At 68.0% G+C, this 26,544-nt stretch carries 19 protein-coding genes, 3 rRNA genes and 1 pseudogene; 15 read left to right on the top strand and 8 right to left on the bottom strand.

Annotated features, from left to right (window positions below; genetic code table 11):
- Nucleotides 1-81: 81 nt before the first annotated feature.
- Complete coding sequence (locus KKZ08_RS08515) at nt 82-2,109, bottom strand: streptophobe family protein (protein WP_223773863.1); 2,028 nt, start codon at nt 2,107-2,109, stop codon at nt 82-84.
- Between the two features lie 288 nt (nt 2,110-2,397).
- On the opposite strand from KKZ08_RS08515, the gene KKZ08_RS08510 reads away from it, so the two are divergent.
- The gene (locus tag KKZ08_RS08510; RefSeq protein ID WP_223773862.1) at nt 2,398-5,028 is read left to right on the top strand and encodes an FHA domain-containing protein; all 2,631 of its coding nucleotides are present in this window, start codon (nt 2,398-2,400) and stop codon (nt 5,026-5,028) included.
- Between the two features lie 137 nt (nt 5,029-5,165).
- Here KKZ08_RS08510 and KKZ08_RS08505 read toward each other — a convergent pair whose 3' ends face one another.
- The gene (locus KKZ08_RS08505; protein WP_223773861.1) at nt 5,166-5,858 is read right to left on the bottom strand and encodes a transglycosylase SLT domain-containing protein; all 693 of its coding nucleotides are present in this window, start codon (nt 5,856-5,858) and stop codon (nt 5,166-5,168) included.
- A 476-nt stretch (nt 5,859-6,334) separates the two neighbouring features.
- On the opposite strand from KKZ08_RS08505, the gene KKZ08_RS08500 reads away from it, so the two are divergent.
- The 4 genes from KKZ08_RS08500 (at nt 6,335) to KKZ08_RS08485 (ending at nt 8,819) form a co-directional block, all read left to right on the top strand.
- Nucleotides 6,335-7,480, top strand: coding sequence for a GAF domain-containing sensor histidine kinase (locus KKZ08_RS08500; RefSeq protein WP_223773860.1), 1,146 nt, complete (start codon nt 6,335-6,337; stop codon nt 7,478-7,480).
- Nucleotides 7,473-8,135, top strand: coding sequence for a response regulator transcription factor (locus KKZ08_RS08495; protein WP_223773859.1), 663 nt, complete (start codon nt 7,473-7,475; stop codon nt 8,133-8,135). Before KKZ08_RS08500 ends, KKZ08_RS08495 begins: the two co-directional genes overlap by 8 nt.
- A 159-nt stretch (nt 8,136-8,294) precedes the next feature.
- Complete coding sequence (locus KKZ08_RS08490) at nt 8,295-8,540, top strand: chaplin (protein ID WP_223773858.1); 246 nt, start codon at nt 8,295-8,297, stop codon at nt 8,538-8,540.
- Nucleotides 8,541-8,579: 39 nt separating this feature from the next.
- Complete coding sequence (locus KKZ08_RS08485; RefSeq protein ID WP_223773857.1) at nt 8,580-8,819, top strand: chaplin; 240 nt, start codon at nt 8,580-8,582, stop codon at nt 8,817-8,819.
- 107 nt (nt 8,820-8,926) lie between these two features.
- Here the strand turns inward: KKZ08_RS08485 and KKZ08_RS08480 are convergent, their stop codons facing one another.
- Nucleotides 8,927-9,709, bottom strand: coding sequence for a hypothetical protein (locus KKZ08_RS08480; protein ID WP_223773856.1), 783 nt, complete (start codon nt 9,707-9,709; stop codon nt 8,927-8,929).
- Between the two features lie 121 nt (nt 9,710-9,830).
- Between KKZ08_RS08480 and KKZ08_RS08475 the strand changes: the two genes are divergently transcribed.
- The 3 genes from KKZ08_RS08475 (at nt 9,831) to KKZ08_RS08465 (ending at nt 12,160) form a co-directional block, all read left to right on the top strand.
- Nucleotides 9,831-10,628, top strand: a complete 798-nt coding sequence (locus tag KKZ08_RS08475) for an ABC transporter ATP-binding protein (RefSeq protein ID WP_223773855.1) — start codon at nt 9,831-9,833, stop codon at nt 10,626-10,628.
- 59 nt (nt 10,629-10,687) lie between these two features.
- On the top strand, nt 10,688-11,125 hold the full coding sequence (locus tag KKZ08_RS08470) for an NfeD family protein (protein ID WP_223773854.1): 438 nt from the start codon (nt 10,688-10,690) through the stop codon (nt 11,123-11,125).
- A gap of 99 nt (nt 11,126-11,224) precedes the next feature.
- Nucleotides 11,225-12,160, top strand: coding sequence for an SPFH domain-containing protein (locus KKZ08_RS08465; protein WP_127912969.1), 936 nt, complete (start codon nt 11,225-11,227; stop codon nt 12,158-12,160).
- Nucleotides 12,161-12,200: 40 nt separating this feature from the next.
- Here KKZ08_RS08465 and KKZ08_RS08460 read toward each other — a convergent pair whose 3' ends face one another.
- The 3 genes from KKZ08_RS08460 to KKZ08_RS08450 form a co-directional block, all read right to left on the bottom strand.
- Nucleotides 12,201-12,707, bottom strand: a complete 507-nt coding sequence (locus tag KKZ08_RS08460; protein ID WP_223773853.1) for an HNH endonuclease — start codon at nt 12,705-12,707, stop codon at nt 12,201-12,203.
- 148 nt (nt 12,708-12,855) lie between these two features.
- Entirely contained in the window at nt 12,856-13,395 is a 540-nt protein-coding gene (locus tag KKZ08_RS08455) for a YbhB/YbcL family Raf kinase inhibitor-like protein (protein WP_223773852.1), read from the bottom strand.
- A 36-nt stretch (nt 13,396-13,431) separates the two neighbouring features.
- Nucleotides 13,432-14,214 carry a sporulation protein gene (locus KKZ08_RS08450; RefSeq protein ID WP_223773851.1) on the bottom strand — a complete coding sequence of 261 codons (783 nt, stop codon included), beginning with the start codon at nt 14,212-14,214 and terminating at the stop codon, nt 13,432-13,434.
- Between the two features lie 162 nt (nt 14,215-14,376).
- On the opposite strand from KKZ08_RS08450, the gene KKZ08_RS08445 reads away from it, so the two are divergent.
- From KKZ08_RS08445 to KKZ08_RS08420, 6 genes and pseudogenes are all read left to right on the top strand, one after another.
- Nucleotides 14,377-15,018: a DNA-3-methyladenine glycosylase gene (locus KKZ08_RS08445; protein ID WP_223778961.1), complete on the top strand. Its 642-nt coding sequence runs from the start codon at nt 14,377-14,379 to the stop codon at nt 15,016-15,018.
- A 562-nt stretch (nt 15,019-15,580) separates the two neighbouring features.
- Nucleotides 15,581-17,101 (top strand): 16S ribosomal RNA (locus KKZ08_RS08440).
- Nucleotides 17,102-17,414: 313 nt separating this feature from the next.
- A 23S ribosomal RNA gene (locus KKZ08_RS08435) occupies nt 17,415-20,516 on the top strand.
- A 137-nt stretch (nt 20,517-20,653) separates the two neighbouring features.
- Nucleotides 20,654-20,770, top strand: a 5S ribosomal RNA gene (gene rrf, locus KKZ08_RS08430).
- Together the 16S, 23S and 5S rRNA genes form the textbook arrangement of a ribosomal RNA operon.
- Before the next feature lie 124 nt (nt 20,771-20,894).
- Nucleotides 20,895-21,866: pseudogene (locus KKZ08_RS38950) on the top strand (hypothetical protein); the annotation flags it as partial.
- 327 nt (nt 21,867-22,193) lie between these two features.
- Nucleotides 22,194-23,033: a tetratricopeptide repeat protein gene (locus tag KKZ08_RS08420; RefSeq protein WP_223778960.1), complete on the top strand. Its 840-nt coding sequence runs from the start codon at nt 22,194-22,196 to the stop codon at nt 23,031-23,033.
- Between the two features lie 100 nt (nt 23,034-23,133).
- On the opposite strand, the gene KKZ08_RS08415 is transcribed toward KKZ08_RS08420, so the two are convergent.
- On the bottom strand, nt 23,134-24,429 hold the full coding sequence (locus KKZ08_RS08415; protein WP_223773850.1) for a DUF1015 domain-containing protein: 1,296 nt from the start codon (nt 24,427-24,429) through the stop codon (nt 23,134-23,136).
- Between the two features lie 72 nt (nt 24,430-24,501).
- Between KKZ08_RS08415 and KKZ08_RS08410 the strand changes: the two genes are divergently transcribed.
- Entirely contained in the window at nt 24,502-25,554 is a 1,053-nt protein-coding gene (locus KKZ08_RS08410; RefSeq protein WP_223773849.1) for an HAD-IIA family hydrolase, read from the top strand.
- 72 nt (nt 25,555-25,626) lie between these two features.
- Here KKZ08_RS08410 and KKZ08_RS08405 read toward each other — a convergent pair whose 3' ends face one another.
- Nucleotides 25,627-26,460: a siderophore-interacting protein gene (locus tag KKZ08_RS08405; RefSeq protein WP_223773848.1), complete on the bottom strand. Its 834-nt coding sequence runs from the start codon at nt 26,458-26,460 to the stop codon at nt 25,627-25,629.
- Between the last annotated feature and the right edge of the window lie 84 nt (nt 26,461-26,544).

The raw sequence follows: 26,544 nt of genomic DNA, 5'->3' as shown, positions 1-26,544 counted from the left end.
GGTATCCGCCCCCTCCGCGTCGGCGCCCGGGCGGTCCGCGTGCCGGACACCGCGGACCGCCACGCCGCACGAAGGCGTACGTCAGCGTGGCCCGCGCGGTGCCTTCGGGGGTGGCGGGGGTGGCGGCGGCGGGGGAGGCCAGTCGCCCGGCCGGGGGCGGGGGCGGGCCGGCTTCGGCCGAGGACGAGGCGGCGGCACGATCGGCCCCACGACCGTGGGCGCGCTGGACACGTCCGGTGGCGGCCGCAGGTAGGGGTTGGTGTCCGGGTTCGGCGGCCGGTGCGGTGCGCCGGGGCGGTACGGCCCCGCCTCGTCCCTCGCGGCTCCGGCTCCGGCTTCGTCCCGCCCCGCAGCGGCCTCGTCCGCCGCCTTCGGGTTCCCCGAGCCGGACCCTGATCCCGAGCCGGACCCTGATCCCGAGGCCGAGCCTGACTCCGAGGCCGAGCCTGACCCTGGTTCCGAGGCCGAGCCTGATTCCGAGCCCGGTCCAGAGCCCGACCTCAAGTCAGACTCCGGCCCCAAGCCCCAGCCCGAGCCAAACCTCGCAGCCGCAGCCGACCTCGCACCCGTACCCGCAGCCGTACCCGACCCCACAGCCGCAACCGACCCCGCAGCCACAGCCGCCCCCGAAGGCGGACGCAGGGCCAGGGCCAAAGCCAGCGGCGCAGCCCGCCCGCCCGCTGCCCCCGTCGCGTACGCGAGCACCGCCCCCGCCGCCCCCGCCCCGAACCCCCACGCCGCCCCGAGCCACGCCGCCGCACCCACGCGGCCGTGCAGCTCGATCCCCGCGCCGAACGCGTCGATGCCGAACACGGACAGCGAGGCGTCGGCGGACACCCCGGTCAGCCACACCAGCAGCGGAAGCCCGACCGCGGTCGCGGCCCCGAGCCGAACCCCGCAGCGCCCGGCGAACCCCAGGGCGCCCGCCGTGCGCGCCGAAGCTTCCCGAGCCACTGGAGTCCGTACCGCCGTCAGCACCCCCGCGAACAACATCATCAGGGCGGCCGCCACCCCCAACAGCCATACTCTGCCGTCGAGTTCGGCAAGGCGCCCCAGTGTGAGCGCCCGCTCCGAGCTTCCGGAGAGCAGGTCGTCCACCGGATCCGGCAGGAAGCGCGCGAGGACGCCCGTCGCGCTGCCGTCCCACGGGACGCAGAGCCCCACGGGGACGCCGAACCACACGCCGTTCGGCGCCCCGAGCAGCGCGGCACCGGCGATCCGCCGGGGGTGATCGTCGCCGGTCATCGCGTACGCCGCCGCGGCGAACCCCGCGGCGACCGCCACCAGCGCCACCGTGATCAGCGCGGAAGCCGCGGGCCGCACCACCCGGTGCAGCGCGCCGAGGCCCCGCGGCAACGGCGTGCGGCGCGACGCGAGCAACGCGATGAGCAGGACACCGGCCGCCCACACCGTCCCGCCGAGCAGCGTCGGCGCGGTGTCGACGGTGAACCCGACCGAGGCCTTGGCCTGCGCCAGATCCCCGAGCCGGTCGGGCAGCAACCCGCCGATGCCCCCGATATCCCCGACGTCCCCGATGTCGCCAAGGCCGTCGCGCAGCTTGTCGCCGATCCCGCCGGGCAACCGGTCGAGCCCTTCCTCGATGCCCTTGTCGATCTCCTTGTCCATCTCCTTGTCGAGGCCGAGCCGCTCGCCGTCGATCGTGACGACGTCATGCCCCGCCCAGACGAGCCCCGCGAGCATCGCCAGGAAGAGCGCGATCACCGCGCCCGCCCGCGCGATGAGTTCGGCGGGGCTGATGACGACCCCCGCCATGCGCAGCGACCGCAGGAAGAAGTGGGCGAGGAGCAGCGCTCCGACCAGGCCCACGCCCAGTGGCGCGATATCGACCGCCGTGGTCGCCTCGGCCTCGTCCAGACCGAACGCCGAGACGTCACCGGACGGTGTGACCGAGCCGCCCGCGCCGAGCGCCACCGTCGCGGCCGTCACCGGCCCGAGGGAGCCCACCGAGTCCGCCCCGAGCAGATGCAGCCCCAGCGCGGCCGTCCCCGCCATGCCGATCAGCGACCAGCTCACCGCGGCGACCGCGCAGAGCAGTACGTCGCCCCACCGCACGCTCCGGCCTTCGCCCTTGTCCGCACCGGCCTGCATAGGACCCCCGAACCGCAGTGCGCCGCCCCGTCACCACGCCGTTCGCGCTCCATACGAAACATGCGTTTCACGCATCTCATGCGTGTAATGGCCGGGATGGGCGCTTACTACTCTCCAGGGCGGTTTCTGCCCCGTCAACGGGGCAACCGAACAGGCCCGTACTCAGTCTTCACAAGGCCCGACTTTCGGTCAGAGGCCTCCTCCTGAAATAGTTCCTCCCGATGTTCGACATCCCTAGACTCCCCATCGACGGGGGCTAGCTCGGGGGACAACTCAGTGGGGCATGGAGTGCCGGAACTCGTACTGGAATTGAATGGAAGGACCTGGACGCTTGACGCGTCCAGGCCATACACCCTCGGACGTGATCCGCAGGGGGATATCGCGCTCGACGACGCCAGGGTCTCCTGGCGTCACGCCACGATCAGCTGGAGCGGGCGCAGTTGGGTCATTGAGGACCACGGCAGTACCAACGGCACCTTCGTGCAGGGCCAGCGGATCCATCAGATGGAGATCGGCCCCGGTTCGGCCGTGCACCTCGGCAACGCGACCGACGGCCCGCGGCTGAATCTGTCCGGCGCCGTAGGCGCGTCCGCGGCGCAGCAGTACGCCCAGCAGGCCGCGCCGCAGCAGCACGCGCCCCAGCAGGAGGCTCCCGGCTGGGCCGCGCAGGCCGGCGGGCAGCAGGCCCCGCACCAGCAGGCCCCGCACCACCAGGTCCCGCACCAACAGGCACCCCAGCAGCAGGCCCCGTACCAGCCGCAGCAGCAGGGCTGGCAGCAACAGCACCAGCCTCAGCAGCACCAGCCGCCGCAGCAGCCACACGTGCCGCAGCAGTCCGGTCCCGCCGAGCAGCTCGCGCAGAAGAATCCCGGTTCCGGCGGCGCTGCGGGGGCCCCGCCGGTCTACGGCGATCGCAGCCCGACGACGTTCCACCAGCTGGCGCTCGGCCGCAAGATGCGCATCGGCCGCGCCCTGGAGAACGAGCTGGTCGTCTCCGACCTCCAGGTATCGCGCCACCACGCCGAGTTCACGGCGACGCCCGACGGCCGCTTCGAGATCCACGACCTCGGCTCGCACAACGGCACGTACGTCAACGGCCAGCCGATCGCGAAGTCCTCGACGGTCCTCATCGGCCCGAACGACATCGTCGGCGTCGGCCACTCGACGTTCCGCCTCGTCGGCGGGCAGCTCGAGGAGTTCGTCGACACCGGTGACGTCTCCTTCTCGGCCCGCCACCTCACGGTCACGGTCGACGGCGGCAAGCAGATCCTCAAGGACGTCTCCTTCGGCGTCCCGGAGAAGTCGCTCATCGCGGTCATCGGCCCCTCCGGTTCCGGCAAGTCCACCCTGCTCAAGGCGCTCACCGGCTACCGGCCCGCCAACCAGGGCGACGTCCTCTACGACAACCGGAACCTGTACAAGCAGTTCGCCGAGCTGCGCCAGCGCATCGGTCTGGTCCCGCAGGACGACATCCTGCACAAGGAGCTGACCGTCAAGAAGGCCCTGAAGTACGCGGCCAAACTGCGCTTCCCGGCCGACACCACGGAGGCCGAGCGCCAGTCCCGCATCGACGAGGTGCTGCGCGAGCTCAAGCTGGACATCCACAAGGAGAAGAAGGTCACCTCCCTCTCCGGTGGCCAGCGCAAGCGCGTGTCGGTCGCCCTGGAGCTGCTGACCAAGCCCTCGCTGATCTTCCTGGACGAGCCGACCTCCGGCCTCGACCCGGGCATGGACCGCGACGTCATGCAGCTCCTGCGCGGCCTCGCCGACGACGGCCGTACGGTCCTCGTCGTCACGCACTCGGTCGCCGAGCTGGCGATCTGCGACAAGCTCCTGGTGATGGCACCCGGCGGCTCCGTGGCGTACTTCGGCCCGCCGGAGGAAGCCCTCAACTTCTTCGGCTACAGCACCTGGGCCGACGTCTTCTCCGCTTTCGAGAACTACCGCGACTACGACTGGGCGGGCCGCTGGAAGGGCTCGCAGCACTACCAGATGTACGCCGCGGACATCGACGCCGTCGCCGCGCAGTCCGCACCGATGCCGCCCCCACAGGCGGTGAAGCCGCCGAAGCCGCAGGGCTGGGGCTCCCAGCTGTGGACCCTGATCCGCCGCTACACCTCGGTCATCGCCTCCGACAAGGGCTTCCTCGGCCTGATGGTGATCCTGCCGGCGGTCCTCGGCATCGTCAGCGTCGTCATCCCGGCCGACTTCGGCCTCGCCCCGCCGAAGCCGCCCGCCAAGTTCAACGGCGACGCCGGCACGATCATGCTGATCCTCGCGGTCGGCATGTGCTTCTCGGGCGCGGCCAACTCCGTACGTGAGCTGATCAAGGAACGGGTCATCTACGAACGGGAACGGGCCACCGGCCTCTCCCGCTCGGCGTACCTGATGTCCAAGGTCATCGTCCTCGGCGTGATCACGGCCTTCCAGGGCGTCATCATCTGCGCCATCGGCTTCGCCCCGCGCGAGCTGCCGGAAGAGGGCCTGATCATGCCCCCGGCCGTGGAGATCTGCCTGACGATCATCGCGCTCGGCTTCACCTCGATGATGTTCGGCCTGGTCATCTCCTCGCTGGTGAAGACCGCCGAGAAGACCATGCCGCTCCTGGTCATGTTCGCGATCGTCCAGGTCGTGTTCACCGGCGTCCTCTTCCAGGTCTACGGCTCGCCGGGCCTGGAGCAGTTCGCCTGGCTGATGCCGTCGCGCTGGGCCATCGCGGGCGCGGGCGCCACGCTCGACCTCGCGCACCTGATGCCGCCCTGGGACGCGAAGAACCCCACCGACCTGGACCCCCTGTGGGAGCACTCGGCCGGACAGTGGGGCATCAACATCACGGTCCTGCTCGCGCTCGGCATCATCTGCGGTGTCGCGGTCGCCCGCCTGCTGCGCCGGCACGAGCCCGAGGTCATGCGCAAGTAAGCACGCCACGACGTACTGAAGACGTACTACGTGCGTACCGGCATACGAGAAGGGCGGCACCCCACGCGGGGTGCCGCCCTTCGGCGTCTGCGGACCGAGTCTTCGGCTGAAGAGGTCCAGTGATCAGGCGATCAAGGTCAGTAGGCGCCGTTCACGTTGTCCATCGAGCCGTACCGGTCGGCGGCGTAGTTGGCCGCGGCCGTGATGTTGGCGACCGGGTCGTAGATGTTCGTGGACGTGCCCTCGACGTGATACGCGTCGAACGTCGGCTTGATGACCTGGAGCAGGCCGATCGACGGGGTGCCGTTGATCGCGTTGATGTCCCAGCCGTTGATGGCGTTCGGGTTGCCCGAGGACTCCCGGAGGATGTTGCGGTGCAGACCCTCGTAGGAGCCGGGGATGCCCTTGGCCTTCATGATGTCCAGGGACTGGCGGATCCAGCCGTCCAGGTTGTTGGCGTAGACGGGCTTGCGGGCGGCGGCGCGGCTCGCCGCCTCCTTGGCCTTGCGCTCGTCCTCGGCCTTCTTCTTCGCGGCGGCCTCGTCGGCGGCCTTCTTGTCGGCGGCGGCCTTCGCGGCGGCGTCCTTCGCCTGCTTGTCGGCGTTCGTCTGCTGCTTGGCGACACCGGCGTGCACCGCCTGCTGCGCGTGGGAGGACGCGGCGAAGGCGACGGGGGAGACGTCGGCGGCCTGGGCACTGGCCTCGGGGCTGCCCGGCACGAGGGAGAAGGCGAGGGCGGCGGCACCGAGCGTGGCGACGCCGGCGATCGAGAACTTCTGGGCCTTGGTCAGGTTGTTGCGACTATGACCAGGAGCGGTGTACTGGGACATGCGAAAGGGACCTCTTCAAGTAGCGGAGGTCGCCCTGGGCCGGTGGGGGACAGTTGCTTACCCGACACAAACGCCGCGGTGCGAGAACCGCGGCGCCGAGCGACGAGTGCAATTCTTAGCGGCCGCAAAATTCTGTGGCAAAGGTGTGACGTACGATCCCGGGTAGTGGATCAGGGGGTGCGAGCACACCCCAAAGGACCCCGTGCCCCGCGTACGCAAAGGGGCCTCTCCTCCACTAGGCACCCTCGTACGTGACGCGTGTCCTATGCGCGGCCTCACATCAGGGGCGTAACAGTCTCACCAATAGTTGCCGCAGCAATGCGCTCCGTGAGGCCCCGAAATCCCGGCCGTCCCACCCCCTGCCCACACGCGGCGCACGCACACATGCCCCTCCTATGGGCCTAGGGCTCGGGGCCCAGGCGGGGGCCGCCACAGGTCGGATACGCACTGTCACACCCCGCCGGTACGGTGTGGCCATGAGTCAAGGACCCCGATCAGGTCTGAACGCGGTGAGTGCCGCGCTGCTCGCCATGAGCAGGCATCTGGAGGTGCGCGACGTCCTCAAGACGATCGTCGCCTCGGCCCGCGACCTGCTCGACGCCGAGTACGCCGCGCTCGGGGTCCCCGACGACCACGGCGGCTTCGCCCAGTTCGTCGTCGACGGCGTCAGCGACGAGCAGTGGAAGGCCATCGGCCCGCTCCCCAGACAGCACGGCATCCTCGCCGCGATGCTCCGGAAGGCCGAGCCCGAGCGCCTGGCGGACGTGCGCGAGGACCCCCGCTTCGAGGGCTGGCCCGCCGCCCACCCGGACATGTCCGACTTCCTCGGCCTCCCGATCCGCTACGGCGACGAGACGCTCGGCGCCCTCTTCCTCGCCAACAAGCGATGCCCCAAGCCCCAGGGCGGCTGCGGCTTCACCGCGGACGACGAGGAACTGCTCTCCCTCCTCGCCCAGCACGCCGCGATCGCCCTCAGCAACGCCCGCCTGTACGAGCGCAGCCGCGAGCTGACCATCGCCGAGGAGCGCTCGCGCCTCGCCCACGAACTGCACGACGCGGTCAGCCAGAAGCTCTTCTCGCTGCGCCTGACCGCCCAGGCCGCCGCCGCCCTGGTGGACCGCGACCCCTCCCGGGCCAAGGGCGAACTGCAGCAGGTCGCCGCGCTCGCCGCCGAGGCCGCCGACGAACTGCGCGCCGCCGTCGTGGAGTTGCGCCCCGCCGCCCTGGACGAGGACGGCCTGGTCGCCACCTTGCGTACGCACATACAGGTGCTGCACCGCGCGCACTCCGCCGAAGTCACCTTCGAGAGCAACGGCGTACGGGCGCTGCCGGCCTCCCAGGAGGAAGCCATGCTCCGCGTCGCCCAGGAAGCCCTGCACAATGCCCTGCGGCACTCCGGGGCCGCACGGGTCCAGGTGCTCCTCGACAAACGGGGCGCCGGCGCCGTGCTGCGCGTCGCCGACGACGGCACGGGCTTCGACCCGAAGGCCATACGGCGCGCGGGGCGGCACTTGGGCCTGGTCTCCATGCGGGACCGGGCGAGCGGGGTCGGCGGACGGCTGACCGTGGAATCGGTGCCCGGCAAGGGCACGACGATCGAGATGGAGGTCCCCGGTGGCTGACGCGGTGCGCAGAGCGAGGAACGGGATCCGGGTGCTGCTGGTCGACGACCATCAGGTGGTGCGCCGCGGTCTGCGGACGTTCCTGGAGATCCAGGACGACATCGAGGTCGTCGGCGAGGCCTCCGACGGCGCCGAAGGGGTGGCGCAGGCCGAGGAGTTGAAGCCGGACGTCGTCCTGATGGACGTCAAGATGCCCGGCATGGACGGCGTAGAGGCGCTGCGCAAGCTCCGCGAACTGGCCAACCCCGCGCGCGTGCTCATCGTCACCAGCTTCACCGAGCAGCGCACGGTGGTCCCGGCCCTGCGCGCGGGCGCCGCGGGGTATGTCTACAAGGACGTCGACCCGGACGCCCTCGCCGGCGCCATCCGCTCGGTGCACGCGGGACACGTCCTGCTCCAGCCCGAGGTGGCGGGCGCGCTGCTCTCCCAGGAGGAGGCGCACGGCGGCCACGGCAGGGGCGGTTCACTCACCGAGCGCGAGCGGGAGGTCCTCGGCCTGATCGCCGACGGCCGCTCGAACCGCGAGATCGCCCGCGCCCTGGTGCTCTCCGAGAAGACCGTCAAGACGCACGTCTCGAACATCCTGATGAAACTGGACCTGGCCGACCGCACCCAGGCCGCGCTCTGGGCCGTACGCCACGGCATGGCCGGCTGAGCCGCAGCGGATCCTCTCCTTCCGCAATGAGATGCATCCGGAATGAGATTCATACCGTCGTGTGAGTGTCACCCGGATGGCGCATCCTGCGCGCCGCCCGACCGTTCTCCAGTGCGTGCCGCGGCGGCTGGCCGCGGGAAACGCAAGGAGGGCGCAGAAGTGAAGAACCTGAAGAAGGCGGCGGCCGTCACGCTCGTGGCGGGTGGCCTCGTCGTCGCCGGTGCCGGTCTCGCCTCCGCGACCGGCGGCGCCCACGCGCACGGCAAAGCCGTCGAGTCGCCGGGCGTCGGCTCCGGCAACCTGGTCCAGGCGCCGGTGCACGTCCCGGTGAACGCCGTCGGCAACACCGCGACCGTCATCGGCGCGCTCAACCCCACCTTCGCCGACGACGGCGTCAACCACTGACGGACGCCCGTCGGCCAACGGGCAGAAGGAAGACTTCCCATGAACATCGCCAAGAAGGCCGCGCTGGCCGTCACCGTCGCCGGTCTCGCCGCGGGCGCCTCCGCCGGTGCCGCTTTCGCCGACACGACCGCCACCGGCGCCGCCACGCAGTCCCCGGGCGTCGGCTCCGGCAACCACGCCGAGGCCCCGGTCGACGTCCCGGTGAACGCCACCGGCGACAGCGCCAACGTGATCGGCGCGCTCAACCCCACCTTCGGCAACGCCTCGGCGAACCACTGACGCACCACCCACGCGCCACGCCCCTGGCATGGAAGGCCCCGCGGACCACTCGGCCCGCGGGGCCTTCCCGCACCCCGCTCCGCGCCCCGCCCCGCGCGGAGCCGCCGTCAGCCCCGCTCCCGCTCCTCCACGTATGCGTTGTAGGCGGCCACCTGCGCCCGCCTGGCCGTCCGCTCGACCGGCCGCAGCGCCTGCCCCCGCGCGGCCATCTCCGAGGCGCTCACGGCGCCGCCGTGGCCGTTCTCGTACGCCAGGGAGATCAGCAGGCCGACCCGCTGCGCCAGCTCCAACACCCGTACCGCACGCGGCGGATACCCGGGCGCCAGCAGCTCGCGGCCCGCCTCCGCCCGCGCCCGGTACGCGTCGAGCGCGGCCTCCGCGACCGGCCCCGACGCCGCGACGTCGAGCTGGGACAGGACCCGCGTCGCGTCCCGCAGCGCCTCCGCGAGCTCGCGCTCCGCCTCACCGAGCGAGGGCACGTCGGCCGGCGGCGCCTCACGGACCGGCAGACAGTGCCAGAGGACCTCCACATGCACGTCGCCCTCGGGCCCCGCCTCGTACACCTCGGGCACCAGCCCGTACGGGGCGCCGAACCCGACGACGGCCTCCTCCGCCTCCAGGGCGCGCGCGTTGAACTCGGGCGGCCCGCTCAGCCCGAGCGGGTGCCCCGGCGCGGGCAGCGCCACCCGAAGGCCCGTCACACCGAGCGTGCGCAGCCGGCCCATCGCGAGCGTCAGACCGACGGGCCCCGATTCCCCGGGAAGCCCTTCCACCCGGTGCACCGCGTCGTCGCCGACCATCGCGAGCACCGCGTCATCCGGAGATGCAAAACCGGCCAAAAGGGCATTTCCCCATGCGGCCAACCGTCCTGAGCGTGGATCCGAGAGCATGCACACAGCCTAAGGACCGGCCTCGCGACAGGAACGCCCGACCGGTGGCGTAGGTTTTATCCGGGGGCCGCGTCCACCGGCGCGAGCGACGACCGAGACTGCAATGGGAGACAGCGCGCTCATGAGCGATGTACTGGAGCTTGAGGACGTATCTGTGGTCCGCGAGGGCCGGGCTCTGGTGGACCAGGTCTCCTGGTCGGTCAAGGAAGGGGAGCGCTGGGTCATCCTCGGCCCGAACGGCGCCGGCAAGACCACCCTTCTCAACATCGCCTCCAGCTACCTCTTCCCGAGCACCGGCTCCGCCACCATCCTCGGCGAGACCCTCGGCAAGCCCGGCACCGACGTCTTCGAGCTCCGCCCGCGCATCGGCGTCGCCGGCATGGCCATGGCGGACAAGCTCCCCAAGCGCCAGACCGTCCTCCAGACGGTGCTCACCGCCGCGTACGGCATGACCGCCGGCTGGCGCGAGAACTACGAGGACGTCGACGAGCAGCGCGCCCGCGCCTTCCTCGACCGCCTCGGCATGAGCGACTACCTCGACCGCAGGTTCGGCACCCTCTCCGAGGGCGAGCGCAAGCGCACCCTGATCGCCCGCGCCCTGATGACCGACCCCGAGCTGCTGCTCCTCGACGAGCCCGCCGCGGGCCTCGACCTCGGCGGCCGCGAAGACCTCGTACGCCGCCTCGGCCGCCTCGCCCGCGACCCGATCGCCCCCTCGATGATCATGGTCACGCACCACGTCGAGGAGATCGCCCCCGGCTTCACCCACGTCCTGATGATCCGCCAGGGCAAGGTCCTCGCCGCGGGCCCGCTGGAGCTGGAACTCACCTCCCGCAACCTCTCCCTCTGCTTCGGCCTCCCCCTCGTCGTCGAACAGCGGGGCGAGCGCTGGACCGCCACGGGCCTGCCCCTCTCCTGAGGGGCGCGCCCCCGCCCGCCTGATCGCGCCCTGTCCCGAAAGGGACACGCGGTCCTACCATGGCCCCCGTGGACATCGACGCATGGGTGTGGTGGCTGATCGGCGCCGCCGCGCTCGGAATCCCGCTCGTACTGACCGCGATGCCGGAGCTCGGCATGCTCGCCGTGGGGGCCGTCGCGGCCGCCGTGACCGCGAGCCTCGGCGGCGACACGGTCCTCCAGGTGCTCGTCTTCGCCCTGGTCTCGGTCGCGCTCATCGCCGTCGTACGCCCCATCGCCACCCGGCACCGGGCACAACGGCCCGAACTGGCCACCGGGGTAGAGGCGTTGAAGGGCAAGTCGGCCGTCGTCGTCGAACGGGTCGACGGCTCCGGCGGCCGCATCAAGCTCGCGGGGGAGATCTGGTCGGCCCGCTCGCTCGACAGCGACCTCGCCTACGAGGCGGGCCAAGAGGTGGACGTCGTGGAGATCGACGGAGCGACGGCCATCGTCATGTGAATGCCCCACGGGCCGTGCGGCGGTCTGACAGACTCGACCAGCAAGATCTTTGAGAACCCGCGGACAAACGCCGAGGCATGAAGGGTACGGGGAGTCACGATGCAACCCATCATCATCGTCCTGATCATTCTGGTGGTGCTGGTCTTCATCGCCCTGATCAAGACCATCCAGGTCATCCCACAGGCCAGCGCCGCCATCGTTGAGCGCTTCGGCCGCTACACCCGCACGCTGAACGCCGGACTGAACATCGTCGTCCCGTTCATCGACTCCATCCGCAACCGCATCGACCTCCGCGAACAGGTCGTCCCCTTCCCGCCCCAGCCGGTGATCACCCAGGACAACCTGGTGGTCAACATCGACACGGTCATCTACTACCAGGTCACCGACGCCAGGGCCGCGACCTACGAAGTCGCCAGCTACATCCAGGCGATCGAGCAGCTCACCGTCACCACGCTGCGCAACATCATCGGCGGCATGGACCTGGAGCGGACCCTGACCTCCCGCGAGGAGATCAACGCGGCCCTGCGCGGCGTCCTCGACGAGGCCACCGGCAAGTGGGGCATCCGCGTCAACCGCGTCGAGCTCAAGGCGATCGAGCCGCCGACCTCCATCCAGGACTCGATGGAGAAGCAGATGCGCGCCGACCGCGACAAGCGCGCCGCGATCCTCCAGGCCGAAGGTGTCCGCCAGTCGGAGATCCTGCGCGCCGAGGGCGAGAAGCAGTCCGCGATCCTGCGCGCCGAAGGTGAGGCCAAGGCCGCGGCCCTGCGCGCCGAGGGCGAGGCCCAGGCGATCCGTACGGTCTTCGAGTCCATCCACGCCGGCGACCCGGACCAGAAGCTCCTCTCCTACCAGTACCTCCAGATGCTCCCGAAGATCGCCGAGGGCGACGCGAACAAGCTCTGGATCGTCCCCAGCGAGATCGGCGACGCCCTCAAGGGCCTCGGTGGCGCGCTCGGCAACTTCGGCCCCATGGGCGGCGGTTCGGTCCCCGCACAGGCCAAGGAGCGCCGCGAACAGCCGCCGATCGACTGACGCGAGAAACCCGCGCCCCTTCGGGGGCGCGGGCACGGCGCTAGGCGGCGGGCTGCGCCAGCCACTCCGGCAGCGAAGCCAGTTCGCCCCGGCCCAACGACAGCAGCATCGCGTCCGCCGGCGTCGGCTCGAACGGCTGCCGCAGCAGCGGCATCCCGGCCTCCTCGGGCGTCCGATTCGCCTTGCGGTGATTGTCCGGCGCACACGAAGCCACCGTGTTCAGCCAGGAGTCGGCGCCGCCCTGCGAGCGCGGCACCACGTGGTCCACCGTCGTCGCGCGTCTGCCGCAGTACGCGCACCGGTGCTGGTCGCGGACGAGGACTCCCCGCCTCGACCAGGGAGCCCGTCTTCGGAACGGCACCCGGACGTATCTGCAGAGCCTGATCACCCGCGGCACCGGAATCTCGACCGCCGCCGCACGCACACGGAGTCCCGGGTGGGCCTGCTCGACCACCGCCTTGTCCTGGAGCACCAGAACGACGGCCCGGTTGAGCGACACCGTCGAGAGCGGCTCGAAGCTCGCGTTCAGCACCAGCGTGTCCCGCATCAACCTGCCCACCTCCCGTATGCAGCGGCCCACCGCCCGGCGGGCTGGGATCAACTCTGGCCGGGCACGCCGAGATGGACAACGCAATAAAAAATGCCCGTCCCTGATCACTTCCATGACCAGGGACGGGCAAACAATCGGTGAACGGTCAGTTCTCCGCGGGGACGGCGTACTCACCGACGAGCTGCGCACGCGCGAGCGTGTGGAACCGCAGGTTGAAACCGACGACCGCGGGCGAGGCGTCCGAGTCCGGACCCAGCTTCTCCTGGTCCACCGCGTACACGGTGAACACATAGCGGTGCGCCGGGTCGCCGGGCGGCGGCGCGGCACCACCGAACTCCTTCGTCCCGTAGTCGTTGCGCACCTGCACCGCGCCCTCGGGCAGCCCCTCGAACTTGCCGCTGCCCGCACCGGCCGGCAGCTCGGTGACCGACGCCGGGATGTCGAAGACGGTCCAGTGCCAGAACCCGCTGCCCGTAGGGGCGTCCGGGTCGAAGCACGTCACGGCGAAGCTCTTGGTCTCCGGCGGAAAGCCCTCCCACCGCAGCTGCGGCGAGGTGTTCCCGCCGGACTGGACCTGAGCGTCCTTAAGGACGGCCCCCGGCTCGACGTCCTCGCTCACGACCGTGAACGACGGCACGGGCGGGTGGAAGTCATGGGGAAGCGGCGGCCTCTTCGGCTCGGTCACGTGAGCACCTCCTGGTCGATTGCTGTGCGTCCGAGCCTAGAACCAGTTGCGCTTGCTGCCGACCTGGGACAGCCACTCGTTCAGGTACGCCGACCAGTCCGTGCCCTGGAAGTCGTTCAGACCCACCTTGAACGACCGGAACGAGTCGCTGCCCTCGCTGAACATCCCCGGCTTCTTGTCCATCTCCAGGACGACGTCCATCTCCCGGTCGTCCGCGACGAAGCTCAGCTCCACCTGGTTCAGACCGCGGTACTGCTGCGGCGGGTAGAACTCGATCTCCTGGTAGAAGGGCAGCTTCTGGCGCGTCCCCCGGATGTGGCCGCGCTCCATGTCGGCGCTCTTGAAGCGGAAGCCCAGCTGGATGAAGGCGTCCAGGATGGCCTGCTGCGCCGGCAGCGGGTGCACGTTGATCGGGTCCAGGTCGCCGGAGTCCACGGCGCGCGCGATCTCCAGCTCGGTGGTCACCCCGATGTTCATGCCGCGCAGCTCCTGGCCGTCGATGCTCGTGACCGGCGTCTCCCAGGGGATCTCGAGACCGAACGGCACCGCGTGCACCTCATTGGCCAGCAGCGTGAAGGCACCGCCGAGCCGCTGCTTGGCGAACTCGATGTCCTGCTTGGTCTCCTGGTCGCCGCCCTCGACCTCGACGCGGGCCTGGAGACCGACGGAGAGCCCCTCGATCTGCTGGTCAACGGATCCGCCCTGGATCCGCACCTCGCCCTGGACCACGCCGCCCGGGACCACGTTGACCTCGGTCAGCACGGTCTCGACGGAGGCACCGCCGGCCCCCAGACTCGCGAGCAGCTTCTTGAACCCCATGACTCTCCTCCCCAGGCACCGGCCTGTGGCTCATCTCGACTGAATCCTTGATCGGTACAAACGCGGGGCGACCCCGCCCGGTTCCACGCCGGCACCTCGCCCACCGGGTGACCCGAAGCCATCCGTATATACAGACCGGGTGCAGTACGCTCGTTAGGCATGATCGACGCGGCCCCTGACCGTACGCCCTTGACCCGAGACTTCTTCGACCGCCCTGTCCTGGAGGTCGCACCCGACCTCCTGGGACGTGTCCTCGTACGCGACTCGGACGACGGACCGATCGAACTCCGCCTGACAGAGGTGGAGGCGTACGCGGGAGAAGCCGACCCGGGCTCACACGCCTACCGGGGCAAGACCCCCCGTAACGCCGTGATGTTCGGCCCGCCCGGACATGTGTACGTCTACTTCACCTACGGCATGTGGCACTGCATGAACCTCGTGTGCGGCCCGGAGGGCATGGCGGGTGCCGTGCTGCTGAGGGCCGGCGAGATCACGGAGGGCGCCGAGCTCGCCCGCAAGCGTCGACTCTCGGCCCGCAACGACAAGGAACTGGCCAAAGGCCCGGCCCGGCTCGCCACGGCCCTTGACGTGGACCGGTCGCTGGACGGCGCGGACCTCTGCGGAGACGCGAACAGCCCCTTCAGGATCCTGACGGGCACGCCTGTCGAAGCCAAGCAGGTCAGCGAGGGTCCGCGCACCGGAGTAGGGGGAGAGGGGTCGGTCCACCCCTGGCGGTTCTGGACGGCCAACGACCCTACGGTCAGCCCGTATCGGGCCCATGTGCCCCGCCGCCGCCGAACTTGACTCGGCCAGGGGGGCCTCCGTAATGTGGTCCGAGCCGCTGAACCGGTCCCGGCAATCTGCCGGTAGCTGGAAGCGGCCAACCACTACTGACGACTTCCCCTCGGTGAGGGCTTATTTCGCGTGCTCGCATGTCGAAATTTGAACTCGCGGAACTCGATTATGAGTTGCGGAGGGAATCCGCTAACGTAGTGAACACGCCGAAAGGCAAAGGCCCTCCAGCGGCCACCGGAAATGAAATCCGAACCGGGAACGGAACGGAAAACGGATCTGGTAAGGTTGGAAACACGAAATACCGAAGGGAAGCGCCCGGAGGAAAGCCCCAGACAAGGTCTGCGGGTGAGTACAAAGGAAGCGTCCGTTCCTTGAGAACTCAACAGCGTGCCAAAAGTCAACGCCAGATATGTTGATACCCCGACTCACTTCGGTGAGTTGAGGTTCCTTTGAAAAAGTCCTGTACGGCAATTTGATCGTGCAGGCGACACAGCGAGGACGCTGTGAACCGGGAGATTATTCCTCTCCTTGGTTCCGCTCTCGTGGTGTTCATCCCGATTACGGGAAAACATTCACGGAGAGTTTGATCCTGGCTCAGGACGAACGCTGGCGGCGTGCTTAACACATGCAAGTCGAACGATGAACCACTTCGGTGGGGATTAGTGGCGAACGGGTGAGTAACACGTGGGCAATCTGCCCTGCACTCTGGGACAAGCCCTGGAAACGGGGTCTAATACCGGATAACACACGCTCAGGCATCTGAGTGTGTTGAAAGCTCCGGCGGTGCAGGATGAGCCCGCGGCCTATCAGCTTGTTGGTGAGGTAGAAGCTCACCAAGGCGACGACAGGTAGTAAGCCTGAGAGGGCGACCGGCCACACTGGGACTGAGACACGGCCCAGACTCCTACGGAGGCAGCAGTGGGGAATATTGCACAATGGGCGAAAGCCTGATGCAGCGACGCCGCGTGAGGGATGACGGCCTTCGGGTTGTAAACCTCTTTCAGCAGGGAAGAAGCGAAAGTGACGGTACCTGCAGAAGAAGCGTAACTAACTACGTGCCAGCAGCCGCGGTAATACGTAGGGCGCAAGCGTTGTCCGGAATTATTGGGCGTAAAGAGCTCGTAGGCGGCTTGTCACGTCGGTTGTGAAAGCCCGGGGCTTAACCCCGGGTCTGCAGTCGATACGGGCAGGCTAGAGTGTGGTAGGGGAGATCGGAATTCCTGGTGTAGCGGTGAAATGCGCAGATATCAGGAGGAACACCGGTGGCGAAGGCGGATCTCTGGGCCATTACTGACGCTGAGGAGCGAAAGCGTGGGGAGCGAACAGGATTAGATACCCTGGTAGTCCACGCCGTAAACGGTGGGAACTAGGTGTTGGCGACATTCCACGTCGTCGGTGCCGCAGCTAACGCATTAAGTTCCCCGCCTGGGGAGTACGGCCGCAAGGCTAAAACTCAAAGGAATTGACGGGGGCCCGCACAAGCAGCGGAGCATGTGGCTTAATTCGACGCAACGCGAAGAACCTTACCAAGGCTTGACATATACCGGAAAGCATCAGAGATGGTGCCCCTTGTGGTCGGTATACAGGTGGTGCATGGCTGTCGTCAGCTCGTGTCGTGAGATGTTGGGTTAAGTCCCGCAACGAGCGCAACCCTTGTTCTGTGTTGCCAGCATGCCCTTCGGGGTGATGGGGACTCACAGGAGACTGCCGGGGTCAACTCGGAGGAAGGTGGGGACGACGTCAAGTCATCATGCCCCTTATGTCTTGGGCTGCACACGTGCTACAATGGCAGGTACAATGAGCTGCGAAGCCGCGAGGCGGAGCGAATCTCAAAAGCCTGTCTCAGTTCGGATTGGGGTCTGCAACTCGACCCCATGAAGTCGGAGTTGCTAGTAATCGCAGATCAGCATTGCTGCGGTGAATACGTTCCCGGGCCTTGTACACACCGCCCGTCACGTCACGAAAGTCGGTAACACCCGAAGCCGGTGGCCCAACCCCTTGTGGGAGGGAGCTGTCGAAGGTGGGACTGGCGATTGGGACGAAGTCGTAACAAGGTAGCCGTACCGGAAGGTGCGGCTGGATCACCTCCTTTCTAAGGAGCACTTCTAAGCCAAGCTTGCTTGGTTCAGAGGCCACTACGTCGGCAAACGATCGACGGTGGTTGCTCATGGGTGGAACGTTGACTACTCGGCCTGGTTCACGGGTCGGAGGCTGTAAGTACTGCTCGCAAGGGCGACGTGGAAAGCATGATCTCCGGACGGGGGCTGGTCGGGCACGCTGTTGGGTATCTGAGGGTACGGGCTTGTTCCCGACCTCAATGCCGACCCCAGTGAAGGTTCGCTTTGGCGGGCTGTGATGGGTGGTTGGTCGTTGTTTGAGAACTGCACAGTGGACGCGAGCATCTGTGGCCAAGTTTTAAGGGCGCACGGTGGATGCCTTGGCACCAGGAACCGATGAAGGACGTGGGAGGCCACGATAGTCCCCGGGAGCCGTCAACCAGGCTTTGATCCGGGGTTTCCGAATGGGAAACCCGGCAGTCGTCATGGGCTGTCACCCGCTGCTGAACACATAGGCAGTGTGGAGGAACGCGGGAAGTGAAACATCTCAGTACCCGCAGGAAGAGAAAACAACCGTGATTCCGGGAGTAGTGGCGAGCGAAACCGGATGAGGCCAAACCTACGACGTGTGATACCCGGCAGGGGTTGCGTCGTGGGGTTGTGGGATCTCTTTCATAGTCTGCTTGAGACGAGTCAGAAACCGTTGATGTAGACGAAGGACATGCGAAAGGTCCGGCGTAGAGGGTAAGACCCCCGTAGTCGAAACATCAGCGGCTCGTTTGAGAGACACCCAAGTAGCACGGGGCCCGAGAAATCCCGTGTGAATCTGGCGGGACCACCCGTTAAGCCTAAATATTCCCTGGTGACCGATAGCGGATAGTACCGTGAGGGAATGGTGAAAAGTACCGCGGGAGCGGAGTGAAATAGTACCTGAAACCGTGTGCCTACAAGCCGTGGGAGCGTCGGGATGGAGCTTGCTCCATCCTCGTGACTGCGTGCCTTTTGAAGAATGAGCCTGCGAGTTTGCGGTGTGTTGCGAGGTTAACCCGTGGGGAAGCCGTAGCGAAAGCGAGTCCGAATAGGGCGATTTAGTAGCGCGCTCAAGACCCGAAGCGGAGTGATCTAGCCATGGGCAGGTTGAAGCGGCTGTAAGAGGTCGTGGAGGACCGAACCCACCAGGGTTGAAAACCTGGGGGATGACCTGTGGTTAGGGTGAAAGGCCAATCAAACTCCGTGATAGCTGGTTCTCCCGAAATGCATTTAGGTGCAGCGTCGTGTGTTTCTTGCCGGAGGTAGAGCACTGGATAGGCGATGGGCCCTACCGGGTTACTGACCTTAGCCAAACTCCGAATGCCGGTAAGTGAGAGCGCGGCAGTGAGACTGTGGGGGATAAGCTCCATGGTCGAGAGGGAAACAGCCCAGAGCATCGACTAAGGCCCCTAAGCGTACGCTAAGTGGGAAAGGATGTGGAGTCGCACAGACAACCAGGAGGTTGGCTTAGAAGCAGCCACCCTTGAAAGAGTGCGTAATAGCTCACTGGTCTAGTGATTCCGCGCCGACAATGTAGCGGGGCTCAAGCGTACCGCCGAAGTCGTGTCATTGCGATATATACCCCCAACGGGGATCGTGATGGGTAGGGGAGCGTCGTGTGCCGGGTGAAGCTGCGCCGGAAGGCAGTGGTGGACGGTTCACGAGTGAGAATGCAGGCATGAGTAGCGATACATACGTGAGAAACGTGTGCGCCGATTGACTAAGGGTTCCTGGGTCAAGCTGATCTGCCCAGGGTAAGTCGGGACCTAAGGCGAGGCCGACAGGCGTAGTCGATGGATAACCGGTTGATATTCCGGTACCCGCTGTGAAGCGTCAAACATCGAGCCCATTAATGCTAAGGCCGTGAAGCCGTTCCGGACCCTTCGGGGAAAGGAAAGTGGTGGAGCCGTAGCCCAAGGTGGTAGTAGGTGAGTGATGGGGTGACGCAGGAAGGTAGTCCAGCCCGGGCGGTGGTTGTCCGGGGTAAGGTGTAGCCCGTCATCTAGGTAAATCCGGATGACATGAGGGTGAGACCTGATGCCGAGCCGATTGTGGTGAAGTGGATGATCCTATGCTGTCGAGAAAAGCCTCTAGCGAGTTTCATGGCGGCCCGTACCCTAAACCGACTCAGGTGGTCAGGTAGAGAATACCGAGGCGTTCGGGTGAACTATGGTTAAGGAACTCGGCAAAATGCCCCCGTAACTTCGGGAGAAGGGGGGCCATCACCGGTGATGAGTCTTGCACTCTGAGCTGGGGGTGGCCGCAGAGACCAGCGAGAAGCGACTGTTTACTAAAAACACAGGTCCGTGCGAAGCCGTAAGGCGATGTATACGGACTGACGCCTGCCCGGTGCTGGAACGTTAAGGGGACCGGTTAGTGCACTTTCGGGTGTGCGAAGCTGAGAACTTAAGCGCCAGTAAACGGCGGTGGTAACTATAACCATCCTAAGGTAGCGAAATTCCTTGTCGGGTAAGTTCCGACCTGCACGAATGGCGTAACGACTTCTCGACTGTCTCAACCATAGGCCCGGTGAAATTGCACTACGAGTAAAGATGCTCGTTTCGCGCAGAAGGACGGAAAGACCCCGGGACCTTTACTACAGTTTGATATTGGTGTTCGGTTCGGCTTGTGTAGGATAGGTGGGAGACTGTGAAGCATGCACGCCAGTGTGTGGAGTCGCCGTTGAAATACCACTCTGGTCGTGCTGGATGTCTAACCTCGGTCCGTGATCCGGATCAGGGACAGTGTCTGATGGGTAGTTTAACTGGGGCGGTTGCCTCCCAAAGAGTAACGGAGGCGCCCAAAGGTTCCCTCAGCCTGGTTGGTAATCAGGTGTTGAGTGTAAGTGCACAAGGGAGCTTGACTGTGAGACCGACGGGTCGAGCAGGGACGAAAGTCGGGACTAGTGATCCGGCGGTGGCTTGTGGAAGCGCCGTCGCTCAACGGATAAAAGGTACCCGGGGATAACAGGCTGATCTTCTTCCCAAGAGTCCATATCGACGGGATGGTTTGGCACCTCGATGTCGGCTCGTCGCATCCTGGGGCTGGAGTCGGTCCCAAGGGTTGGGCTGTTCGCCCATTAAAGCGGTACGCGAGCTGGGTTTAGAACGTCGTGAGACAGTTCGGTCCCTATCCTCTGTGCGCGTAGGAATATTGAGAAGGGCTGTCCCTAGTACGAGAGGACCGGGACGGACGAACCTCTGGTGTGCCAGTTGTCCTGCCAAGGGCATGGCTGGTTGGCTACGTTCGGAAAGGATAACCGCTGAAAGCATCTAAGCGGGAAGCCTGCTTCGAGATGAGTATTCCCACCCCCTTTGAGGGGTTAAGGCTCCCAGTAGACGACTGGGTTGATAGGCCAGATCTGGAAGCCCGGTAACGGGTGGAGGTGACTGGTACTAATAGGCCGAGGGCTTGTCCTCAGTTGCTCGCGTCCACTGTGTTGGTTCTGAAACAACGAACAGTTGTGTCGGCTGAACAGCGTCACTATCTAATTGAAGAGTGTGCTTGTTCGCTGCCCTGTTTGAGATCCTGCTCTACAGCGGGATATTTCATAGGGTTTCGGTGGTCATAGCGTGAGGGAAACGCCCGGTTACATTCCGAACCCGGAAGCTAAGCCTCAAAGCGCCGATGGTACTGCAGGGGGGACCCTGTGGGAGAGTAGGACGCCGCCGAACAATTTTTGGAGGACCCCTGGTCCCAGCGTCCACGCTGGGACCAGGGGTCCTTTTGTTTTGTCGAAGCGCGCCGGCACCCCGGCTGCGCGAGAATGACTGCGGTACCGAAGACTAGGAGTCACCGATGTCCACCAACTCTCCCGACGAGCGACCGGACCGCGAGCAGCGCGGCCGGGACGGTGGCGACCGGGGCGGATACCGCGGGGCTCCACGGCGGGACAACGACCGCGGCGGAGACCGTGGCGGCTTCCGGCGCGATGACCGTCGCGACAACGACCGTGGCGGTGACCGCGGCGGCGACCGCGGTGGTTTCCGTCGCGATGACAACCGCGGTGGCGGCTTCCGTGGGCGGGACGACCGCCGGGACGATCGCCGTGAGGGTGACCGTGACCGGGGTGGGCGTCCGCCGTTCCGCCGCGATGACCGGCCCAGCGGGCCTCGCCGTGATGAGCGTGGTGGCGACCGTGACCGTGGTGGTTTCCGCCGTGACGGTGACCGGCCGGCCTTCCGCCGCGATGACCGTGGCGGCGACCGTCGTGACGACCGCCGCGATGACCGCCGTGATGATCGCGGTGGCGATCGTGGTGGGTTCCGGCGTGATGACAATCGCGGTGGTGGGTTCCGCGGGCGTGATGAGCGTGACAGTGGTGGGCGTCCGCCGTTCCGTCGTGACGACCGCCCCAGTGGGCCCCGTCGTGACGACCGCCGCGATGACCGGCCCAGCGGGCCTCGCCGTGATGAGCGTGGTGGCGACCGTGACCGTGGTGGTTTCCGCCGTGACGGTGACCGGCCGGCCTTCCGCCGCGATGACCGTGGCGGCGACCGTCGTGACGACCGCCGCGATGACCGCCGTGATGATCGCGGTGGTGACCGTGGTGGGTTCCGGCGTGATGACAATCGCGGTGGTGGGTTCCGCGGGCGTGATGAGCGTGACAGTGGTGGGCGTCCGCCGTTCCGTCGTGACGACCGCCCCAGTGGGCCCCGTCGTGACGACCGCCGCGACGACCGGCCCAGCGGGCCCCGTCGTGACGACCGCCGCGACGACCGGCCCAGCGGGCCTCGCCGTGACGACCGTGGTGGCTTCCGCCGTGACGGTGACCGGCCGGCCTTCCGCCGCGATGACCGTGGCGGCGACCGCCGTGACGACCGCCGCGATGATCGCGGTGGCGATCGTGGTGGGTTCCGGCGTGACGACCGTCGCGACGACCGCGGTGGTGACCGCGGTGGCTTCCGTAGGGACGACAGCCGTGGTGGCGGCGGTTACCGCGGGCGTGACGACCGCGGCGGACCGCGCCGTGACGACAGCCGTGGCGGCGGGCGCCCCGGTGGCTTCCGTGGGCGTGACGACCGGCGTGACGGCGACCGAGGTGGGTACCGCGGTGGGCGTGACGACCGGGACCGTGAGCGCGAGCCCATCAAGCGGCTGCCGATCCCGGACGATGTCACCGGGCACGAGATCGACAAGGACGTACAGCAGGAGCTGCAGAGCCTTCCCAAGGGGCTCGCGGAGGACGTCGCCAGGAACCTGGTGATGGTCGCCAAGCTCCTCGACGAGGACCCCGAGCAGGCCTACGCCTACTCGCGGATCGCCCTGCGGCTGGCCTCCAGGGTCGCTGCCGTGCGCGAGGCCGCCGGCTTCGCCGCGTACGCGAACCAGAAGTACAGCGAGGCGCTCGCCGAGTTCCGGGCCGCGCGGCGGATGACGGGCAGCGTCGAGCTGTGGCCCGTCATGGCGGACTGCGAGCGGGGGCTCGGCCGGCCCGAGAAGGCGCTGGAGATGGCCGGTGCGCCCGAGGTGCACAAGCTGGACAAGGCGAGCCAGGTCGAGATGCGGCTCGTCGCCGCCGGTGCCCGTCGTGACATGGACCAGATCGACGCCGCCATCGTCACCCTGCAGAGCCCCGAGCTCGCCTCGAACTCGGTGCAGCCCTGGACCGCGCGGCTGCGCTACGCCTACGCCGACGCGCTCCTCGCGGCCGGACGTGAGGACGAGGCGCGCGAGTGGTTCGCGAAGGTCGTCGAGTCCGACAAGGACGGCAGCACCGACGCGTCGGACCGGCTCGCCGAGATGGACGGTGTCGAGTTCGTCGACGCTCTGGTGGAAGACGACGAGGACGCGGATGTCGAGCAGGTCGCGCGCGCCGAGGCGGTGATGGACGCCAAGGACACCGAGGACGCCGCGTACACCAAGGATGCCGAGGACGTCGAGGACTCCGAGGGCGCCGGCTCGCACGACGCGGAGTCGGATGACGACAAGCACTGATCAGTGAGCACGGACTGATCGGCGGTACGACGAACGGGCGGGACTCCCTGGAGGAGTCCCGCCCGTTCGTCGTATACGGGGGCGTACGGGGACGTGTGCGTCAGAAGGCGAGGGCGCGCAGGACCAGGCCCGTGGCCGGCTTCGGGCCGAACGACGTGGACTTGCGGGGCATCGTCACGCCCTGGCGGGCCAGGGCGCGGACGACCTCCTCGCGTACCGGGTGCATCAGTATCGCCGTGCCGCCGTCGCGCTCGGCCTTCTCGACGGTCGCCGCCGTGTCGTGGATGTACGCGATGTGTTCCGGGGCGTCCGGGATGCGCCACACATGGTCGAGCAGGGTGGCGTGCAGGACCGTCGCGTCCAGGGTGCGCCAGGCCTCGGGATAGTCGCCCGGGATCGTACGGGTGAGCAGGTCCGGCGAGGGCCGGTCGACGAGGTGGAAGGCGCCGTCGCCCGCGAGGACGAAGGCGTTGCTCTTGGCGGCGGCCTCGGCCAGGGCGTCGAGTGCGTCGCCCAGCGAGCCCTCGACGGTGCGTACGCGGAAGGAGTCGCCGAGGGCGGTGAGGGCCTCGGACACCGGCAGCCGGTGGAGGTAGCGGTGGATGGCGCGGACGCGCAGGGGATAGCGGGCGGTGTCGACGAGCAGGACCAGGCCGTAGTCCCAGGCGCTCGGCGAGGGGTGCTCGGCGCGCAGGCGCAGGTTGGTCGCCCAGCGGTGGTGACCATCCGCGATCAGTGCCTGGTGGGCGGCCAGATCTGACTGGATCTCGGCGATCTCCGCCGGGTCCGTCACGGACCACAGGCGGTGCTGGAAGCCGTCCTCGGTGGTCGTCGAGAGGAGGGGCGCGCGCTCGGCTGTGCGTTCGATGACGGCCATCGCGCCGGAGGCTCCGCCGCCGCTCGTGCTGCCGCTGTCGCTGCGGTAGGTCAGCAGGAGCGGTTCCAGGTTGGCGGAGGTCGCCCGCATGAGGGCGGCGCGGTCCTCGACCACGTGCGGCATGACGTCCTCGTGCGGCAGGACGACGCCTTCCTCGGCCTTGGAGAGGCGGAGCGCGCCGATGATGCCGCGCTGGAGGATCTCGTTGTCCCGCTGTTCGTAGACGTACAGGCTCGGTTCGGCGTCCGGGGCGAGGATGCCTTCGCGGAGCCAGGCGTGCAGGGTGTCCGCCGCCTGCTGGTTGCGGGCGGCCGGGGTGGTGGCCTGCGGCAGGATCAGCCGGACGATGTTGTGCGGGTCGGCGGACTCCAGGTGGAGCAGACCGTCGGGACGTACGACCACGTCGTACGGCGGTGAGGTCACTGCGGCCAGACTGCCGACCTGTTCGGGGACGTAGCGCACGCCCCGGAACGGGATCAGGTCGAGGCCGGCTGCGTCCGTGTGACCCGCTGTGTTCATTGGGGCATCGTATGTGTGTCAGTGGCATGAGCGATGATCGGGGGAGTGGGATCGATCGAGGAGCGATGTGTAATGAGCCAGACCGCAGGCCACGGTGCGGGCGGGAGCGCCAGGACGCGGCCCGAGGGCAGCAGCCGGGCGCTGAGTGAGGCCTATGACACGGCTCTGCTCGATCTGGACGGGGTGGTGTACGCGGGCGGTCACGCCATCGCGTACGCCGTCGAGTCGCTCGGGACCGCGCGTGAGGGCGGGATGCACCTCGCGTACGTGACGAACAACGCGCTGCGCACGCCGGACGCGGTGGCGGAGCATCTGACGGATCTCGGTATCGAGACCGCCGCGTCGGATGTGATCACTTCGGCGCAGGCCGTGGCCCGCCTGGTGAGTGAGCATGTGCCCGAGGGGGCGCGGGTGTTGGTGATCGGCGGTGAGGGGCTGCGGGTCGCGCTGCGGGAGCGGGGCCTTGAGCCGGTCGAGTCGGCGGACGACGATCCGGCGGCGGTCGTGCAGGGGTACGGCGGGCCGGATCTGGCGTGGGGGCGCTTCGCCGAGGCCAGTTACGCGGTCGCGCGGGGTGTGCCGTGGTTCGCGTCGAACACCGACCTGACGATCCCGAGTGCGCGGGGCATCGCGCCGGGCAATGGCGCGGCGGTGGAGGTCGTACGTATCGCTACGGGCGCGGAGCCGCAGGTGGCGGGCAAGCCGCTGCCTCCGATGCACCGGGAGACGATCCTGCGGACGGGGGCCGAGCGGCCGCTGGTCGTGGGCGACCGGCTGGACACGGACATTGAGGGCGCCTTCCACGGCGGGGTGGACTCGCTGCTCGTGCTGACGGGTGTCACGGACGGCGCGCAGCTGGTCGCCGCGCGGCCGGAGCACCGGCCGACGTACGTGGACGCGGATCTGCGCGGCATGCTCACCCGGCAGCCCGAGGTCGCCCCCGTGGAGGGCGGATTCGGCTGCGGCGGCTGGACCGCCGTGGTGCGGGGCGGTGAGCTGGCGCTGGACGGTGAGGGCGAGGTCATGGACGGGCTGCGGGCGCTGTGCGCGGCGGCCTGGACGGAAGCGGGGGGCGGCGTGTGCGAGCTCGATGCGGGCAAGGCGTTGTCGCGGCTCGGGGTGTAGGGGCGGGCGTCCTCAGGGGCCTCGGCCCCTGCACCGCCGCCGCTCGCTCAACTCCCGCTCACGGAATGTCGCTCACGGGTTCTCGCCTCGGTCGATCAGTTCGTCCGTCGTCGTGTGCTTGCGCCAGTAGCCCGAGAACGACACCCGCTTGCGGTCGAAGCCGCGCTCGGTGACCAGGTGGCGGCGGACCGCCTTGACGGTCGAGGACTCGCCGGCGATCCAGGCGTAGGGCGTGCCCTCGGGGAGCGCGGCGCCGCGGATCGCGTCCGGGGTGGTGCCCTCCCTGGTGAGCCAGTGGATCTCCGCGTCCGCCTCGGTGGGCAGGGTCTGGCGGTCGGCCAGGTCGTGGACCTCGATCCAGACGCGTGTCGGCAGGGCGGGCGGGAGGGTTTCGAGGATGGCCGCGACCGCCGGGAGCGCCGACTCGTCGGCGGTCAGGAGCAGCCAGTCGGTGTCCCGCGGCGGCCGGAAGTCGTACGCCGCGTTCTCCTCGTCGACCGGGGCGAGGACGCCGACGCGGGCGCCGGGCCGCGCGGTCCGTGCCCAGCTGGTGGCGGGGCCGTCGGCGGGTGAGGGGGCCGCACCGTGGACGGCGAAGTCGACGATCAGTTCGTCGGGGTCGCGGCGCAGGTCGCGGGTCGTGTACGTACGCATGATGCCGCGCACCGCCGGGTCGAGGGCGCACCACGCGGCGTACCAGTCGGAGGCGTCGCCGGTGTCCGTGTCCGGCATCACGGGCTCGTCCTGGCCCGGGTGCGGCAGGAAGATCTTGATGCGCTGGTCGAGGCCGGCGGACGCCATCCGCCGCAGGCCGGGGCCGCCGAAGGCGACGCGGATCATGGCGGGCGTCAGGTGCTCGGCGCGCAGGACCTGGACGTCGAAGTACTGGTACGGGGAGTCGGTCATCGCTTGAGCCTCTTCGACCTCTCGACGGCGGCGGCGAGCGCGTCGCCATGGTGGGCGCACCGCGTCTGCCGAGGGCGGATCAAG

It is taken from the genome of Streptomyces sp. 135, from assembly GCF_020026305.1.
In the GTDB taxonomy this organism is placed as follows: Bacteria; Actinomycetota; Actinomycetes; order Streptomycetales; family Streptomycetaceae; genus Streptomyces.
This window is presented reverse-complemented; position numbering and strand designations above follow the sequence as displayed.

Coding starts and splice junctions, on each gene's coding strand:
- KKZ08_RS08515 (WP_223773863.1), bottom strand. CDS start 2,109: ATGCAGGCCGGTGCGGACAAGGGCGAAGGCCGGAGCGTGCGGTGGGGC.
- KKZ08_RS08505 (WP_223773861.1), bottom strand. CDS start 5,858: ATGTCCCAGTACACCGCTCCTGGTCATAGTCGCAACAACCTGACCAAG.
- KKZ08_RS08500 (WP_223773860.1), top strand. CDS start 6,335: ATGAGTCAAGGACCCCGATCAGGTCTGAACGCGGTGAGTGCCGCGCTG.
- KKZ08_RS08485 (WP_223773857.1), top strand. CDS start 8,580: ATGAACATCGCCAAGAAGGCCGCGCTGGCCGTCACCGTCGCCGGTCTC.
- KKZ08_RS08480 (WP_223773856.1), bottom strand. CDS start 9,709: ATGCTCTCGGATCCACGCTCAGGACGGTTGGCCGCATGGGGAAATGCC.
- KKZ08_RS08475 (WP_223773855.1), top strand. CDS start 9,831: ATGAGCGATGTACTGGAGCTTGAGGACGTATCTGTGGTCCGCGAGGGC.
- KKZ08_RS08470 (WP_223773854.1), top strand. CDS start 10,688: ATGGCCCCCGTGGACATCGACGCATGGGTGTGGTGGCTGATCGGCGCC.
- KKZ08_RS08465 (WP_127912969.1), top strand. CDS start 11,225: ATGCAACCCATCATCATCGTCCTGATCATTCTGGTGGTGCTGGTCTTC.
- KKZ08_RS08460 (WP_223773853.1), bottom strand. CDS start 12,707: ATGCGGGACACGCTGGTGCTGAACGCGAGCTTCGAGCCGCTCTCGACG.
- KKZ08_RS08450 (WP_223773851.1), bottom strand. CDS start 14,214: ATGGGGTTCAAGAAGCTGCTCGCGAGTCTGGGGGCCGGCGGTGCCTCC.
- KKZ08_RS08415 (WP_223773850.1), bottom strand. CDS start 24,429: ATGAACACAGCGGGTCACACGGACGCAGCCGGCCTCGACCTGATCCCG.
- KKZ08_RS08410 (WP_223773849.1), top strand. CDS start 24,502: ATGAGCCAGACCGCAGGCCACGGTGCGGGCGGGAGCGCCAGGACGCGG.
- KKZ08_RS08405 (WP_223773848.1), bottom strand. CDS start 26,460: ATGACCGACTCCCCGTACCAGTACTTCGACGTCCAGGTCCTGCGCGCC.